This is a genomic window from Pseudomonas hydrolytica (assembly GCF_021495345.1).
In the GTDB taxonomy this organism is placed as follows: Bacteria; Pseudomonadota; Gammaproteobacteria; order Pseudomonadales; family Pseudomonadaceae; genus Aquipseudomonas; species Aquipseudomonas hydrolytica.
This window is the reverse complement of sequence record NZ_CP099397.1, coordinates 2,312,510-2,327,813: the sequence shown is the minus strand read 5'-3', so window position 1 is coordinate 2,327,813 and position 15,304 is coordinate 2,312,510. Positions and strand designations below refer to the sequence as shown.

The 15,304-nt window shown below is 63.6% G+C and carries 13 protein-coding genes; 11 read left to right on the top strand and 2 right to left on the bottom strand.

Annotation, left to right across the window (positions count from 1 at the left end; genetic code table 11):
• Positions 1-147 precede the first annotated feature (147 nt).
• The 8 genes from purB (at position 148) to L1F06_RS10710 (ending at position 9,850) form a co-directional block, all read left to right on the top strand.
• Positions 148-1,518: an adenylosuccinate lyase gene (gene purB, locus L1F06_RS10745; RefSeq protein WP_129483591.1), complete on the top strand. Its 1,371-nt coding sequence runs from the start codon at positions 148-150 to the stop codon at positions 1,516-1,518.
• Between the two features lie 78 nt (positions 1,519-1,596).
• Entirely contained in the window at positions 1,597-2,763 is a 1,167-nt protein-coding gene (locus L1F06_RS10740) for a ribosomal protein uL16 3-hydroxylase (RefSeq protein ID WP_012018721.1), read from the top strand.
• Positions 2,756-3,181, top strand: a complete 426-nt coding sequence (locus L1F06_RS10735) for a GNAT family N-acetyltransferase (protein ID WP_003240666.1) — start codon at positions 2,756-2,758, stop codon at positions 3,179-3,181. Before L1F06_RS10740 ends, L1F06_RS10735 begins: the two co-directional genes overlap by 8 nt.
• 8 nt (positions 3,182-3,189) lie before the next feature.
• The gene (locus L1F06_RS10730; RefSeq protein WP_129483592.1) at positions 3,190-3,831 is read left to right on the top strand and encodes a DUF7931 domain-containing protein; all 642 of its coding nucleotides are present in this window, start codon (positions 3,190-3,192) and stop codon (positions 3,829-3,831) included.
• The gene (locus L1F06_RS10725; protein WP_129483593.1) at positions 3,828-4,637 is read left to right on the top strand and encodes a secretin N-terminal domain-containing protein; all 810 of its coding nucleotides are present in this window, start codon (positions 3,828-3,830) and stop codon (positions 4,635-4,637) included. Before L1F06_RS10730 ends, L1F06_RS10725 begins: the two co-directional genes overlap by 4 nt.
• 558 nt (positions 4,638-5,195) lie before the next feature.
• Positions 5,196-6,791 (top strand): isocitrate lyase, encoded by a 1,596-nt coding sequence (locus tag L1F06_RS10720; protein ID WP_012018723.1) that lies wholly within the window; start codon positions 5,196-5,198, stop codon positions 6,789-6,791.
• A gap of 288 nt (positions 6,792-7,079) precedes the next feature.
• On the top strand, positions 7,080-9,083 hold the full coding sequence (locus tag L1F06_RS10715) for a PhoX family protein (protein ID WP_129483594.1): 2,004 nt from the start codon (positions 7,080-7,082) through the stop codon (positions 9,081-9,083).
• Positions 9,084-9,211: 128 nt separating this feature from the next.
• The gene (locus tag L1F06_RS10710; protein ID WP_129483595.1) at positions 9,212-9,850 is read left to right on the top strand and encodes a hypothetical protein; all 639 of its coding nucleotides are present in this window, start codon (positions 9,212-9,214) and stop codon (positions 9,848-9,850) included.
• Between the two features lie 18 nt (positions 9,851-9,868).
• Here L1F06_RS10710 and L1F06_RS10705 read toward each other — a convergent pair whose 3' ends face one another.
• Entirely contained in the window at positions 9,869-10,390 is a 522-nt protein-coding gene (locus L1F06_RS10705) for a hypothetical protein (RefSeq protein ID WP_129483596.1), read from the bottom strand.
• A gap of 63 nt (positions 10,391-10,453) precedes the next feature.
• The gene (locus L1F06_RS10700) at positions 10,454-11,857 is read right to left on the bottom strand and encodes a pectin acetylesterase-family hydrolase (RefSeq protein WP_096826565.1); all 1,404 of its coding nucleotides are present in this window, start codon (positions 11,855-11,857) and stop codon (positions 10,454-10,456) included.
• A 500-nt stretch (positions 11,858-12,357) separates the two neighbouring features.
• Here L1F06_RS10700 and L1F06_RS10695 point away from each other — a divergent pair, with 500 nt between their 5' ends.
• The 3 genes from L1F06_RS10695 (at position 12,358) to nuoC (ending at position 15,303) form a co-directional block, all read left to right on the top strand.
• Positions 12,358-12,771 (top strand): NADH-quinone oxidoreductase subunit A, encoded by a 414-nt coding sequence (locus L1F06_RS10695; RefSeq protein ID WP_003240678.1) that lies wholly within the window; start codon positions 12,358-12,360, stop codon positions 12,769-12,771.
• Positions 12,772-12,781: 10 nt separating this feature from the next.
• Positions 12,782-13,459 carry a NuoB/complex I 20 kDa subunit family protein gene (locus L1F06_RS10690; protein ID WP_003240680.1) on the top strand — a complete coding sequence of 226 codons (678 nt, stop codon included), beginning with the start codon at positions 12,782-12,784 and terminating at the stop codon, positions 13,457-13,459.
• Between the two features lie 62 nt (positions 13,460-13,521).
• Complete coding sequence (gene nuoC / locus L1F06_RS10685) at positions 13,522-15,303, top strand: NADH-quinone oxidoreductase subunit C/D (protein WP_129483597.1); 1,782 nt, start codon at positions 13,522-13,524, stop codon at positions 15,301-15,303.
• The last annotated feature ends 1 nt before the right edge of the window (position 15,304 follow it).

Below are 15,304 nucleotides of genomic sequence, written 5' to 3'. Positions count from 1 at the left end.
CGGCCAAGCGTCGGTTTTCATGTATGATATGCGCCCTTTTCGTCAGAGGTCGTCCCGGCGCCTGAGCTAGAGCCCGCTTCATCGAAGCCGGCGCGATGCGCAGCGATCCAGGATGGCTTTTCAGCCCGACAGCCCGAGAACGCCTACATGCAGCTTTCCTCGCTCACCGCGGTTTCCCCCGTCGACGGCCGCTACGCCGGCAAAACCAGCGCCCTGCGCCCCATCTTCAGCGAATACGGCCTGATCCGTAGCCGCGTACTGGTCGAAGTGCGCTGGCTGCAGCGCCTGGCCGCCCAGGAAGGCATCCCGGAAGTCGCGCCCTTCTCCGCCGAAGCCAACGCCCTGCTCAACGAGCTGGCCGAGAACTTCGCCGTCGAGCACGCCGAGCGCGTCAAGGAAATCGAGCGCACCACCAACCACGACGTCAAGGCCGTGGAATACCTGCTCAAGGAGCAGGCCGCCAAGCTGCCGGAGCTGGACAAGGTCAGCGAGTTCATCCATTTCGCCTGCACCAGCGAGGACATCAACAACCTGTCCCACGCCCTGATGCTGCGCGAAGGCCGCGACAACGTACTGCTGCCGCTGATGAAGCAACTGGCAGGCGCCATCCGCGAGCTGGCGGTGAAGTTCGCCGACGTGCCGATGCTGTCGCGCACCCACGGCCAGCCGGCCTCGCCGACCACGCTGGGCAAGGAACTGGCCAACGTCGTCTACCGCCTGGAGCGGCAGATCGCTCAGGTCGCTGCCGTGCCGCTGCTGGGCAAGATCAACGGCGCCGTGGGCAACTACAACGCGCACCTGTCGGCCTACCCGAGCATCGACTGGGAAGCCAACGCCCGTCAGTTCATCGAAGGTGACCTGGGCCTGACCTGGAACCCCTACACCACCCAGATCGAGCCGCACGACTACATCGCCGAGCTGTTCGACGCCATTGCCCGCTTCAACACCATCCTGATCGACTTCGACCGCGACGTCTGGGGCTATATCTCCCTCGGCTACTTCAAGCAGAAGACCGTGGCTGGCGAGATTGGCTCCTCGACCATGCCGCACAAGGTCAACCCGATCGACTTCGAGAACTCCGAAGGCAATCTGGGCATCGCCAACGCGATCTTCCAGCACCTGGCCAGCAAGCTGCCGATCTCCCGCTGGCAGCGCGACCTGACCGACTCCACCGTGCTGCGCAACCTGGGTGTCGGCTTCGCGCACAGCGTCATCGCTTATGAGGCAAGCCTCAAGGGAATCAGCAAGTTGGAGCTCAATGCTCAACGTATTTCAGAGGATCTGGACGCCTGCTGGGAAGTGCTCGCCGAGCCGATCCAGACCGTGATGCGCCGCTACGCCATCGAGAACCCGTACGAGAAGCTCAAGGAGCTGACCCGCGGCAAGGGCATCAGCCCCGAGGCCCTGCTGGCCTTCATCGACGGCCTGGACATGCCGGCCGCCGCCAAGGAAGAGCTCAAGCAACTGACCCCGGCGCGCTACATCGGTAACGCCGTGGCCCAGGCCAAGCGCATCTGAGCGACACCAGCCTCGAGGACGCCCGGCTGAGCCGGGCGTTTTTGTTTTAAGGTTTTTATTCATTTCAAGGGCTTACTGATGAATCCTGATACTCCGCTGCAATTGCTGGGTGGCCTCACAGCCCGTGAATTCCTGCGCGACTACTGGCAGAAGAAACCGCTGCTGGTGCGCCAGGCCATTCCCGACTTCGAAAGCCCGATCAGCCCGGACGAACTGGCCGGCCTGGCGCTGGAAGAGGAAGTCGAGTCGCGCCTGGTGATCGAGCATGGCGAGCGCCCCTGGGAACTGCAGCGTGGCCCGTTCAACGAAGACACCTTCCAGGATCTGCCCGAGCGCGACTGGACCCTGCTGGTCCAGGCCGTCGATCAGTTCGTCCCGGAAGTGGCCGAGCTGCTGGAGGACTTCAAGTTCCTGCCCAAGTGGCGCATCGACGATCTGATGATCAGCTTCGCCGCGCCCGGCGGCGGCGTCGGCCCGCATTTCGACAACTACGACGTATTCCTGCTGCAGGCTCACGGTCATCGCCGCTGGCAGATCGGCCAGATGTGCGATTCCGACAGCCCGCTGCTCCCCCACGCCGATCTGAAGATCCTGGCCGAATTCGAACCAACCGATGAATGGGTGCTGGCACCCGGCGACATGCTCTACCTGCCGCCATGCCTCGCCCACTGTGGCACCGCTGAGGATGATTGCATGACTTATTCCGTGGGCTTCCGCGCGCCGAGCGCCGCCGAAGTACTGACCCATTTCACCGATTTCCTCGGCCAGTTCCTGCCCGACGAAGAGCGCTACAGCGATGCCGACATCCAGCCGAGCGAGGATCCCAACCAGATCCAGCGCGACGCCCTGGAGCGCCTCAAGGCCCTGCTCAACGAGCACATGAGCGACGAGCGCCTGCTGATGACCTGGTTCGGCCAGTTCATGACCGAGCCCAAGTACCCGGAGCTGGTCGCCGGCATCGAGATCGAGGAGGAAGATTTCCTCGGCGCCCTGGAAGATGGCGCGATCCTCATCCGCAACCCCAGCGCACGCATGGCCTGGTCGGAAGTCGGTGACGACCTGGTGCTGTTCGCCAGCGGCCAGAGCCGCCTGGTTTCGACCAGCCTGCGCGAGCTGCTGAAGCTGATCTGCAGCGCTGACGCGTTACATGTGGAAAACCTCGGTGCCTGGCTGGCCGATGACGAGGGGCGTACCCTGCTATGGGAACTGGTCAAACAGGGCAGCCTGGGGTTCGCCGATGAGTGAGATCACCGTCCGCGTCGCGGACTGGCATAGGGACAATGCCGAGCTTCGCCGCATCCGCGACAGCGTGTTCGTCGCCGAGCAATCGGTGCCGCCGGAACTGGAGTGGGACGCCGAAGACACCGACGCCGTGCACTTTCTCGCCGAAGAAGGTGATTACGCGGTGGGCACCGCACGCCTGCTGCCGGACGGTCACATCGGCCGCGTTTCGGTGCTCAAGGACTGGCGCGGCCTCAAGGTCGGCGAAACCCTGATGCAGGCGGTGATCGCCGAAGCGGAAAAGCGCGGCCTGCGTCAGCAAATGCTCACCGCTCAGGTGCACGCCACGCCGTTCTATGAAAGGCTAGGCTTCAGGATTGTCAGCGACGAGTACCTCGACGCCGGCATACCGCACGTGGATATGGTGCGCACCAGCCAGTAGAGGCCCCGATGAACGAAAAAGACGCCCCGGTCGAACCGATCGATACGCCAGAAGCCATTGAGCTGGCAGCCATCGAATTCGAGTCGCCGGGGCGTTTTGCCGTGCACAACCCGCAGTCCGTGACGCCGGATGCGGCGCAATGGGAGCCGGCGCCCTTCATCCTCGGTCAGCACGAGCACCTGGAACGCTTCAGCCAGCCGCAGGAGGCGCGCGCTCACGTGCTGGCACTGATCCAGCAGGCCCAGCGCAGCCTGTGCCTTTACAGCGACGACCTGGAGCCCTGGCTCTATCACCACAGCAGCGTGCAGCATGCCTGCACCCGCTTTCTGCTGAGCAGCCCGCGTGCGCGCCTGCGCATCCTGCTGCGCGATCCGACCCGTGCCGTGAAGGAAGGTCACCGGCTACTCAGCCTGTCTCGCCGCTTGTCGTCGAATCTGCATATCCGCAAACTCAACCCGGACCATGCCAGCGAGGAGCTGGCCTACCTGATTGCCGACGACCGAGGGCTGCTGTTACGCCCGGAGCTCGACCAGCAGTCCGGCTATACCCTGTACAACGACCCGGCGCGCGTTCGTCAGCGCCAGGCCCAGTTCGACCAGGCCTGGGACACCAGCATCACCGACCCCGATCTGCGGAGCTTTCTGCTATGACCCTGCGCACGCTGTTCGCCGCCCTGCTTCTCGGCCTGTGCCTGCCGCTGCACGCGGCTACCGAGGTGATTCCGCTGAACTACCGCACCGCCGACGATGTGCTTGGCGTGGTGCAGTCGATGCTCGGCAACGAGGGCAAGGTCAGCGCCTACGGCAACCAGCTGATCGTCAATGCTTCACCCGCCAAGATCGGCGAGATTCGCGTGCTCCTGCAGCAGCTCGACACCCGTCCTCGCCGCCTGCTGATCACGGTCGAAAGCGCCGACAGCAGCTACCAGAACGACCGCGGCTATCGGGTCGACGGCACGCCCAGCGCCGGCAATGCCGAGGTGCAGGTCGGCCGTGGCGAAGTGAACGGCCGCGACCAGGTGCGCATAATTCGTCGCAGCACTGACAGTCGTGGCGGCGGCACCCAGCAGGTACAGGCCACCGAAGGTTATCCGGCGCTGATCCAGGTCGGCCAGAGCGTGCCGCTGACCACCACCAGCACCGGCCCCTACGGGCGGATCTATCAGGACACCCAGTACCGCGACGTCACCCGAGGCTTCTACGTAACGGCCAGCCTCTCCGGCGAACTGGTGCATGTGGCCATCAGCAGTCAGCGTGATCGCGTCAACAGCAACCGCCCAGATGTGATCGACGTGCAGAGCACCGACACCCGCGTCAGCGGCCGACTCGGCGAATGGATCACCCTTGGCGGAGTCAGCGAGGACACCAGCTCCAGCGGCCGCGACGTGCTGCGTCGGCACACCACCCAGGGCCGCGAAGACATGTCGCTGCGGATCAAGGTCGAGGCGCTCGACTGACGCCACCGACCAAAGTCGAGTGCATTTTCCTCACAAGAACGATGGACAACACGCGCAACCCGCAAAACCGCTGAAACGCCCGCCTCATGGGCTGCCATGCGTGACCAGCCAGTCGTCTCCTGAATATGTAGTAGCCTGAAAAAACCACTACAAAACGTTTGACGAAGCATTTCTCGAGAGGCATGATGGCCTCGCTCCCGCTAGCCAGGGGTCCTGAAAAGGATCTCCAGATCGTTCACGAAGTACTTCGTAACGGTCCGTGTCCCAACAGCCCACAAGGCCGTACGACGAGGTTGCGACTGGAACGAAGTTGTCCTGAGGGACGGGGAAGCGTTTAGCGTCAGACAGATCGAAAGATGCAGCAGGTGCCCAAGGTTTCCACGAGCCGACCGGCCCAAGCGACCTTATCGAGCTGTTCGCCACATCCCCCCTCCTCGCGGTCAATCCTCGCCCCAGCCGTCTCGCCGTCAAAGTGGAAGCCTCCCGCAGCCGCTGCATCCGTGCACGCATTGCGAGGGTAGTCGGTGCTCAACCAACACATTTTTTGAAGGATTGACCATGTCCGCATATCAAAACGACATCAAGGCTGTAGCCGCTCTGAAAGAGAAGTTCGGCAGCAGCTGGAGCGCTATCAACCCCGAGTCCGTCGCCCGTATGCGCGCTCAGAACCGCTTCAAGACCGGTCTGGAAATCGCTCAGTACACCGCTGACATCATGCGCAAGGACATGGAAGAGTACGACGCCGACTCCTCCCTCTACACCCAGTCCCTGGGCTGCTGGCACGGTTTCATCGGTCAGCAGAAGCTGATCTCGATCAAGAAGCACCTGAAGACCACCAACAAGAAGTACCTGTACCTGTCCGGCTGGATGGTTGCGGCTCTGCGCTCCGACTTCGGCCCGCTGCCGGACCAGTCGATGCACGAGAAGACCGCCGTCTCCGACCTGATCGAAGAGCTGTACACCTTCCTGCGTCAGGCCGACAGCCGCGAGCTGGACCTGCTGTTCACCGCGCTGGACGCTGCTCGCGAAGCCGGCGACCAGGCCAAGGCTGCCGAGATCCAGAACCAGATCGACAATTTCGAGACCCACATCGTCCCGATCATCGCCGACATCGACGCCGGCTTCGGTAACCCGGAAGCCACCTACCTGCTGGCCAAGCGCATGATCGAAGCCGGTGCCTGCTGCATCCAGATCGAGAACCAGGTTTCCGACGAGAAGCAGTGCGGCCACCAGGACGGTAAAGTGACCGTTCCGCACGCCGACTTCCTCGCCAAGATCGCTGCCGTTCGCTACGCCTTCCTCGAGCTGGGCATCGACAACGGCGTGATCGTCGCACGTACCGACTCCCTGGGCGCCGGCCTGACCAAGCAGATCGCCGTCACCAACAAGCCGGGCGACCTGGGCGACCTGTACAACAGCTTCCTCGATTGCGAAGAAATCTCCGAAGCCGAGCTGGGCAACGGCGACGTCGTGATCAAGCGCGAAGGCAAACTGCTGCGTCCGAAGCGCCTGCCGTCCAACCTGTTCCAGTTCCGCGCTGGCACCGGTGAAGACCGCTGCGTACTGGACTGCATCACCAGCCTGCAGAACGGCGCCGACCTGCTGTGGATCGAGACCGAGAAGCCGCACGTTGGCCAGATCAAGGGCATGGTTGACCGCATCCGTCAGGTCATCCCGAACGCCAAGCTGGTGTACAACAACAGCCCGTCCTTCAACTGGACCCTGAACTTCCGTCAGCAGGTGTTCGACGCCATGGCTGCCGAAGGCAAGGACGTGTCCGCCTACGACCGCGCCAAGCTGATGAGCGTGGAGTACGACGAGACCGAACTGGCCAAGCTGGCCGACGAGAAGATCCGTACCTTCCAGCGCGACGGTTCGGCCCACGCCGGCATCTTCCACCACCTGATCACCCTGCCGACCTACCACACCGCGGCCCTGTCCACCGACAACCTGGCCAAGGGCTACTTCGCCGACCAGGGCATGCTGGCCTACGTGAAGGGCGTGCAGCGTCAGGAAATCCGTCAGGGCATCGCCTGCGTCAAGCACCAGAACATGGCTGGCTCCGACATCGGCGACAACCACAAGGAGTACTTCGCTGGCGAAGCTGCTCTGAAGGCAAGCGGTAAAGACAACACCATGAACCAGTTCCACTAAGAACGGTTCCCCTGCTGCGGACCACGCATCCGCAGCAGCTTGTTTGCCTAACTAGCCCCGGCACTGCCGGGGCTTTTTTTATCCCCCGCTTTCGGCACTTGCGCGCGCGGCTGTTGCAGGGGGCGCCATGCGCACCAGCTGTTTGCAGCGGCCTCGGTGCGCACGATGCACCCTGCAGAAAGCCCAACCTCGCAGTTTTGTGCAACAGCGCACAGTCGCTGTCACTATTCCGTCGTTTTCCTTGGTTAGCGTCATGGCTCCGTCGATCAGCCTAACCAGGAGCCCTCCATGCGCAATGAACACGAACAAGACGTGCTATTCGGCAATGGTGATGAACCGCTCAGCAACACTTCCGCCAACCCCCATATCAATGACCTTATCGAAGCCGGCCTGAGCCGTCGCCAGGTCGTCGCTGGCGGCGCTGCGCTGGGCGTCATGGGTTTTCTCGGGGTGGCCATGCCCGGCACCGCCGAGGCCGCCGGCAACCCGCTCAAGGACCTGCTCGAGCGCCTGAAAAAGCGCAGCAAGCGTCTGCCGTTCAACCCGGTGGCGGTGACCCGTGCCGATACCATCACCGTACCGGCCGGCTACAAGGCCACCACCTTCATTCCCTGGGGCACGCCGATTCGCGGCAGCTTCCCGGCTTTCCTCGAGAACGCCGGCAACAGCGCCGCCGATCAGGCCGACCAGATCGGCATGCACCATGACGGCATGCACTTCTTCCCCATTGACGGTCAGCGCGGCGGCGGTCACAAGAGCGACCACGGCCTGCTGGTACTCAACCACGAGTACATCGACGCGCCGCTGCTACACCCCAACGGCCCCACCCTGATCGGCGGCAAGCGCAGCAGCGCCGATGAGGTTCGCAAGGAAATCAATGCCCACGGGGTTTCCGTGGTGGAAGTGCGCCGTGTGCGCGGCCAATGGGAGGTGCTGCCCAGCGCCCGCAACCGCCGCATCACTGGCGCCACGCCGATGCAGATCAGCGGCCCGGTACGCGGCCACGCCCTGCTCCGGACTCGCTACAGCCCCGACGGCACCGCCACTCGCGGCACATTGAACAACTGCGCCAACGGCTTCACCCCCTGGGGCACCTACCTGACCTGCGAGGAAAACTGGGCCGGCTATTTCGCCAGTGGCGATGCCGAACGCCCGCGTGAAATGACCCGCTACGGCGTGGGCAGCGCCAGCCGTTACGGCTGGGATCACCTGGCCGGCGACGAATTCCAGCGCTTCAACGCCACCCGCCTGGCCGCCGACGCCACCGGCGACTACCGTAACGAGCCGAATCACTTCGGCTGGATCGTCGAGATCGACCCCTTCGCGCCGGAATCGGCCCCGATCAAGCGCACCGCACTGGGTCGCTTCGCCCACGAGGGCCTGGTGTTCGCCCCGGTCAAGCCGGGCCGTCCGGTGGTGTGCTATTCCGGCGACGACTCGCAGAACGAGTACATCTACAAGTTCGTCAGCCGCGGCAAGTACGTACCGGGCCGCAGCAACGGCAGCCTGCTCGACGAGGGCACCCTCTACGTGGCGCGCTTCAAGGCCAATGGCAAGGGTGAGTGGCTGGCCCTGGACATCAAGGACAAGGCCTTCCAGGCTGCCTGCAAGGCTGCCGGAGTGAGCTTCGCCGACCAGGGTGAGGTGCTGATCAACACCCGCCTGGCTGCCGATATCGTCGGCGCCACCAAGATGGATCGCCCGGAATGGGGCGCGGTGAACCCGAACAACGGCGACGTCTACTTCACCCTCACCAACAACAGCTCGCGCACCGTCGCCGACGCGGCCAACCCGCGCCCGGCCAATGCCTACGGTCACATCATCCGCTGGCGCGAGCAGAGCCGCGACTATGCCGGTCGTGAGTTCGTCTGGAGCCTGTTCCTGCTGGCCGGCCCGGAAAGCGACAGTATCGACCCCAACGGCAAACCCCTGACCGCCGACAATCGCCTGGCCAGCCCGGATGGCCTGTGGTTCGACGATGAAGGCCGGCTGTGGATCCAGACCGACATGAGCGGCAGCCAGCTCGCCAGCGGCCCGTTCGGCAACAACCAGATGCTGGTAGCCGAACCGACCACCGGCGAGATGAAGCGCTTTTTGGTCGGTCCCGTGGGCTGCGAAGTCACCGGTATTACCGCCACGCCGGACTTCCGCACGCTGTTCGTCAACATCCAGCACCCGGGTGAAGGCTCGACCCCGACCGATTTCCGCAGCACCTGGCCGGACGGCCCCGGCCGCCGCCCGCGCTCGGCCACGGTGATTGTCACCCGCGAAGACGGCAAACCGCTGTTCTGATCCCACCGCCGGCACCCTCTCCCCCTGCGGGAGAGGGTTGTCCGGCGCGTTCATTCGATGCATGGACAGGCAAAGCGCCGTGGCAGCTTCTACGCTGAGAACGCCATCGACTCGCGCAAGGAATGCCCATGCCCCGCTCCACCCTGCTGTTCGGCACCTGCCTCGTTCTGGCCGGAACCGCCCTGAGCTGGTACTGGCTGCAGCCGGCTGCCCGGACCGCGCAGCAGGCACCTGCCACGCCGCCTGCAACCAGCGCCTTGCCGCAACCCGCCGTCCCCAGCGAGCAGCCGCCTACCTCCGAACAGCTGCAGCTGCTGGCCGCCCCACAGGTCAGGAAACAGCAGCAGCGCCTGGCCTTTCATAACCGCTATCGGGACTTTATCGAGCGCGCCGCAGAGCTGGACGCCGCAGCCCGCGCCGCCGAGGTGCGCGACCTCGAGCAAGGCATCGAGACGCTGGAGCAGCAAGGCGAGCTGGCCCTGAGCGAGGCGCTGCTGCTGCAACTGGCGCTGATCAAGGCGGACACTCAGGATGAAGCCGCGCAGAAGGCCCGTGGCGAGGCCCTGATACGTCGCTACCAGGCGCTGAGCGCCGAACGCGAGGCTGCCCAGGCGCAGCGACCGGATCCGCAGTTCGAGCGCTACAAGGCCGAGGAGCGGCGCATCGTCGAGGAAGTCATGGCCCTGCAGAATGTCCCCGACGGGCTCAGCCGTGATCAGTATCTGCGTCAGCGCCTGCAGGAAGCCCGCGAGCGCAGCTATCAGTGACGATGCACTGGCATGAAGCTACTGATTGCCCGGCAGATGTTCACCGAAATAGCCGCCGAAGAAGCGCAGCCCGAAGTTCATGCCTCTGCGTCCGGACTGGTAATAGGAGCGGTTCTGCGGCGGCACTCTCAGCTCATCGAACAAGCTATCCGCTTCCGAGAAGGCAATCCCGCCGTAGTACTGGGCGACCACGGCAAAGCGCGGGCCTCGTACACTGCGCAGCACATGGCTGGCCAGCTGCATTGAGTGCGAAGTGATGGCCGCCCCGGCCAAATGCTCGAAGTAACAGCGCCCCCAGCCGTTGCGCTGCGGCTCCCATTCCATGACGGCCACCACCGAACAATCGGATATGCCCTCGGTGAAACACCCCGCATACGCCTCGTCTGCCACGTCCCCGCACCAGGGCTGGCTCATCTGCAGATAACGCAGGTCGTTCTTCTCGCGGATGACCAGCGGGCCTGCCGTGGGCGGGAAAGGCAGTGCCAATCCGGCGCGTCCATGGCCGGCATTTCTGTCCTGCACCACGTAGGTTCCCGGCATGGATCGACTCCCTGAATGCTGTTGAAAAAGGGGCGCGGTCTGGCGCCGCGCCCCTGCGTACCATCAGAGCAACTGGTCCAGCAGGTAATACAGCAGATTGAACGGCTTGTTGCGGTCGGCTACGTCGCTGCTCTCGGAAGCGTCCAGCACCTGGCCGGTGCCATCGAGCACATTGCTGACGAAGTGATCCAGCTCCAGGTTCTGCTCCTGAATATCGGAGTTGGCGAACTCGATGATGCTGGTGCAGTGGCTTTCGTTGACGTTGCGAAACTGCGGGAAATAGCCGCCGACGTTACCCAGGTTGGCCAGTTGGCCACGCAGACGGCTGGTGTCGGTGCGCCAGCGCTGCTTGATCAGCGCCTCCTTGGTGGCCTGATCCGGCGCGTTGACGATCTCCGGATAGAAGCGCTCGTAGGAATAGGACGAGTAGTTCAGATCCTGCCAGAAGTGCGTGTGGCCCATACGGTCGCCCGGCAGGTTGCTCGACAGCGCCGGATACAGGCTGCCCAGGTCAGTGCTGGAGAAACCGGGCAGCCGCGCCTGCAGGTACTGCAGCGGCCCCTGCGCGGCATCCAGCCCCCAGGCCTGACGGATCAGGGTCTGCAACGGATAGGAGGGATAGGCCTGGTTGTCGCCGGCCAGCGCGGTGTAGACGGGTCCGGAATCGTTGATCAGGTAGCCGCGATTGGGCGCGATGTCCTGACGCAGGTTGGCATAGTTGGTCAGGCTGCCGGCGCCGCCGGCACTGCAACCGGTAGCGAGCATCTGCGTCGGCCGCGGCAGGTTGTCCTTGAGCCAGCCCACCACCGCGCGCATGTTGCGCAGCCCGTTGTGATGCCACACCAGTGGCGGCTGCTGACCTTGCGGGTCTTCGTACACCGCCACCTTGTCGCCGGAGTAGATGTCGCCGGTGCAGTAAGGCACGTAGACCATGTTCCAGTTCTGCGTCTTCACCCGCGTCCAGGGATGCAGGCGCACGACGAAGGGGCTGACCAGGCTGGCGCCCGGGTTGAGCAGCGACATGTAGTCGTCGGCGATGCCATTGGGGTTGCGTGCACCGCGGATGCCGCTCTGCCCGCTGCAGCTGGCGTAATCCCAGCAGGCACCACCGCCCTCCAGGTAGATGATGGTGTTGCGGGTATTGGGCACGCGGTTGATGAAGAACTTGTAGGGCGAGCCGTTGCCGCACACGGCACCGGTCTGCGGCGCCATCTGAATGGTCTGCCAGCCGTAATAGTTACCGGGATTGAAACCGCTGTTGAAACCGGCCGGGTTGGCCAGAAGCGGATAAGGCCCGGTGCGCTGCGCCGGCGTTACCGGATTGTCCGCCTTGGGTGGCGACACCAGATTGCTCAGCGTCTGCCAGAAGTTGTAATCGCCCAGCTCCGCGCTTGCGGGCGCAGACAGGGCCAATAGCAGGACAGCGGGCACGGCACGGTGTAAGGACCAAGGTGTGACGACAGGCATGGCAAACCCCTCATGTTGTTCTGATACGAAGGGTCGGCATACCCAGGCAGGGGCAACTGCGCAGACCCAGCGAATGGTCGGGTACTGCTGGATCAGCGAATGCGTCGCGCGGCGGCGATTCATGCACGCTAGTACAAGATCGCCAGAGTGTCTCAAAACCGAGAATATCTTTTCGGGATGGAACTTAGCCTTCTAATTGCTCTCGGTTATTTCACTGTACGGTTTCTGGTCATGCTTTCGTGCTGCTACCAAAGCCTTAGGCAATTGCGCATTTCGCCGAAGATGATGCTCTCGAAAAGTCCGGCAGACTCAGCGGATGCATGAGTCAGGTGCTCAGGGCCAGCGCTCGGACGCACAAGAATAGGGCTTTTTTTGCTTCGACAAATTTACTTACATTTAACCTGCGCATAGTATGGAGCACATACTTTTGCTCAGGCGCCCTCGCAGGCGCTCATTAGCGACTAGATTAAAAGCCGTTCCTTAGCTCAAGGAGTACCGGCATGCCTGATGTGCCATCGACCCTGTCCCACGACTGGGCCTTTGCTGTCTTCCTGCTCGGAGTGTGCGGGCTTATCGCCTTCATGCTCGGCGTTTCCAGCCTGCTCGGCAGCAAGGCCTGGGGACGCAGCAAGAACGAACCCTTCGAGTCGGGCATGCTCCCCACCGGCAACGCGCGGCTGCGCCTGTCCGCCAAGTTCTATCTGGTCGCGATGCTCTTCGTGATCTTCGACGTTGAAGCCCTCTTTCTCTTCGCCTGGGCGGTCTCGGTACGCGAAAGCGGCTGGGTCGGCCTGGTCGGTGCTACCGTTTTCATAACCATTCTGTTCGCGGGTCTTGTCTACGAGTCGGCGATAGGTGCGCTGGATTGGGCACCTGAAGGACGCCGCAAGCGGCAGGCGAAGCTGAAACAATGAGGCTTTGGCGATGCAATACAAACTTACTCGGGTCGACCCGAATGCGCCCAACGAGGCGTATCCGATCGGCCAGCGGGAGCTCGTGTCCGACCCGTTGCTAGAGGATCAGGTCCACAAGAACATCTACATGGGCAAGCTGGAAGAGGTGCTCAACGGCGCCATCAACTGGGGACGCAAGAACTCCCTGTGGCCCTACAACTTCGGCCTCTCCTGCTGCTACGTGGAAATGACCACGGCCTTCACCGCCCCGCACGACGTTGCGCGTTTCGGCGCCGAGGTCATCCGCGCCTCACCCCGCCAGGCCGATTTCATGGTCATCGCCGGCACCTGCTTCATCAAGATGGCGCCGGTCATCCAGCGTCTCTACGAGCAGATGCTGGAGCCCAAGTGGGTCATTTCCATGGGTTCATGCGCCAACTCCGGCGGCATGTACGACATCTACTCGGTCGTTCAGGGGGTGGACAAGTTCCTTCCCGTGGACGTCTACATCCCCGGCTGTCCGCCCCGCCCCGAGGCATTCCTGCAAGGCCTGATGCTGCTGCAGGAGTCCATCGGCCAGGAGCGTCGCCCGCTATCCTGGGTGGTAGGAGACCAGGGCATCTACCGTGCCGAGATGCCTTCGCAGAAGGAGCAACGCCGCGAGCAGCGAATCGCCGTTACCAATCTACGTAGCCCCGACGAAGTCTGAACCGCCTCTTGCTCCGCAAGAGTCCGGCCCATTCCCTACGTTGACCGATAGCGACCGAGATCATGACTGCAGACACCGCTGTGTCCATACCGCCTTACCAGGTCGATGACCAGGACGTCATCGCCGAACTTCGCGCCCGCCTTGGCGACGACGGCTTCACCCTGCAAGCGACACGTACCGGCATGCCGGTGCTCTGGGTGAGCCGCGAACGGCTGCTGGAGGTGCTCAAATGCCTGCGCCACCTGCCGCGCCCCTATGTGATGCTCTACGACCTGCACGGCGTCGACGAGCGCCTGCGCACCCAGCGCCGCGGCCTGCCGGACGCCGATTTCACCGTGTTCTACCACCTGATGTCGCTGGAGCGTAACAGCGACGTGATGGTCAAGGTCGCCCTCAGCGAGCGCGATCTCAACCTGCCGACCGCCACCGGCATCTGGCCCAACGCCAACTGGTACGAGCGCGAGGTCTGGGACCTGTACGGCATCACCTTCCAGGGCCACCCGCACCTGACCCGCATCATGATGCCGCCGACCTGGGAAGGTCACCCGCTGCGCAAGGACTACCCGGCGCGCGCCACCGAATTCGATCCGTTCAGCCTGACCCTGGCCAAGCAGCAGCTCGAGGAGGAAGCCGCGCGCTTCCGCCCCGAAGACTGGGGCATGAAGCGTGGCGGCGAGCACGAGGACTACATGTTCCTCAACCTCGGCCCCAACCACCCGTCCGCGCACGGCGCGTTTCGCATCATCCTGCAGCTCGACGGCGAGGAGATCGTCGACTGTGTGCCGGAGATCGGCTACCACCACCGTGGCGCCGAAAAGATGGCCGAACGGCAGAGCTGGCACAGCTTCATCCCCTACACCGACCGCATCGACTACCTCGGCGGGGTGATGAACAACCTGCCCTACGTGCTGGCGGTGGAGAAGCTGGCCGGCATCAAGGTGCCGGACCGGGTCGACTTCATCCGCGTGATGCTCGCCGAGTTCTTCCGCATCACCAGCCACCTGCTGTTCCTCGGCACCTACATCCAGGACGTCGGCGCCATGACCCCGGTGTTCTTCACCTTCACCGACCGCCAGCGCGCCTACAAGGTGATCGAAGCCATCACCGGCTTCCGCCTGCACCCGGCCTGGTACCGCATTGGCGGCGTCGCCCACGACCTGCCGCGCGGCTGGGACAAGCTGGTCAAGGAGTTCGTCGACTGGCTGCCCAGGCGCCTCGACGAATACGAGAAGGCGGCGCTGAAGAACAGCATCCTCAAGGCCCGCACCATCGGCGTGGCGCAATACAACACCAAAGAAGCGCTGGAATGGGGCACCACCGGCGCCGGCCTGCGCGCCACCGGTTGCGACTTCGACCTGCGCAAGGCGCGCCCCTATTCCGGCTACGAGCACTTCGAGTTCGAGGTGCCGCTGGCCGCCAATGGCGATGCCTACGACCGCTGCATGGTGCGCGTGGAAGAGATGCGCCAGAGCATCCGCATCATCGACCAGTGCCTGAAGAACATGCCGGAAGGCCCGTACAAGGCCGATCACCCGCTGACCACGCCGCCGCCTAAAGAACGCACGCTGCAGCATATCGAAACCCTGATCACCCACTTCCTGCAGGTTTCCTGGGGGCCGGTCATGCCGGCGGGCGAATCCCTGCAGATGATCGAGGCGACCAAGGGCATCAACAGCTACTACCTGACGAGCGACGGCAGCACCATGAGCTACCGCACCCGGATTCGCACGCCCAGCTTCGCCCACCTGCAGCAGATCCCCTCGGTGATCCGCGGCAGCATGGTGGCGGACCTGATCGCCTACCTGGGCAGTATCGACTTCGTCATGGCCGACGTGGACCGCTGAC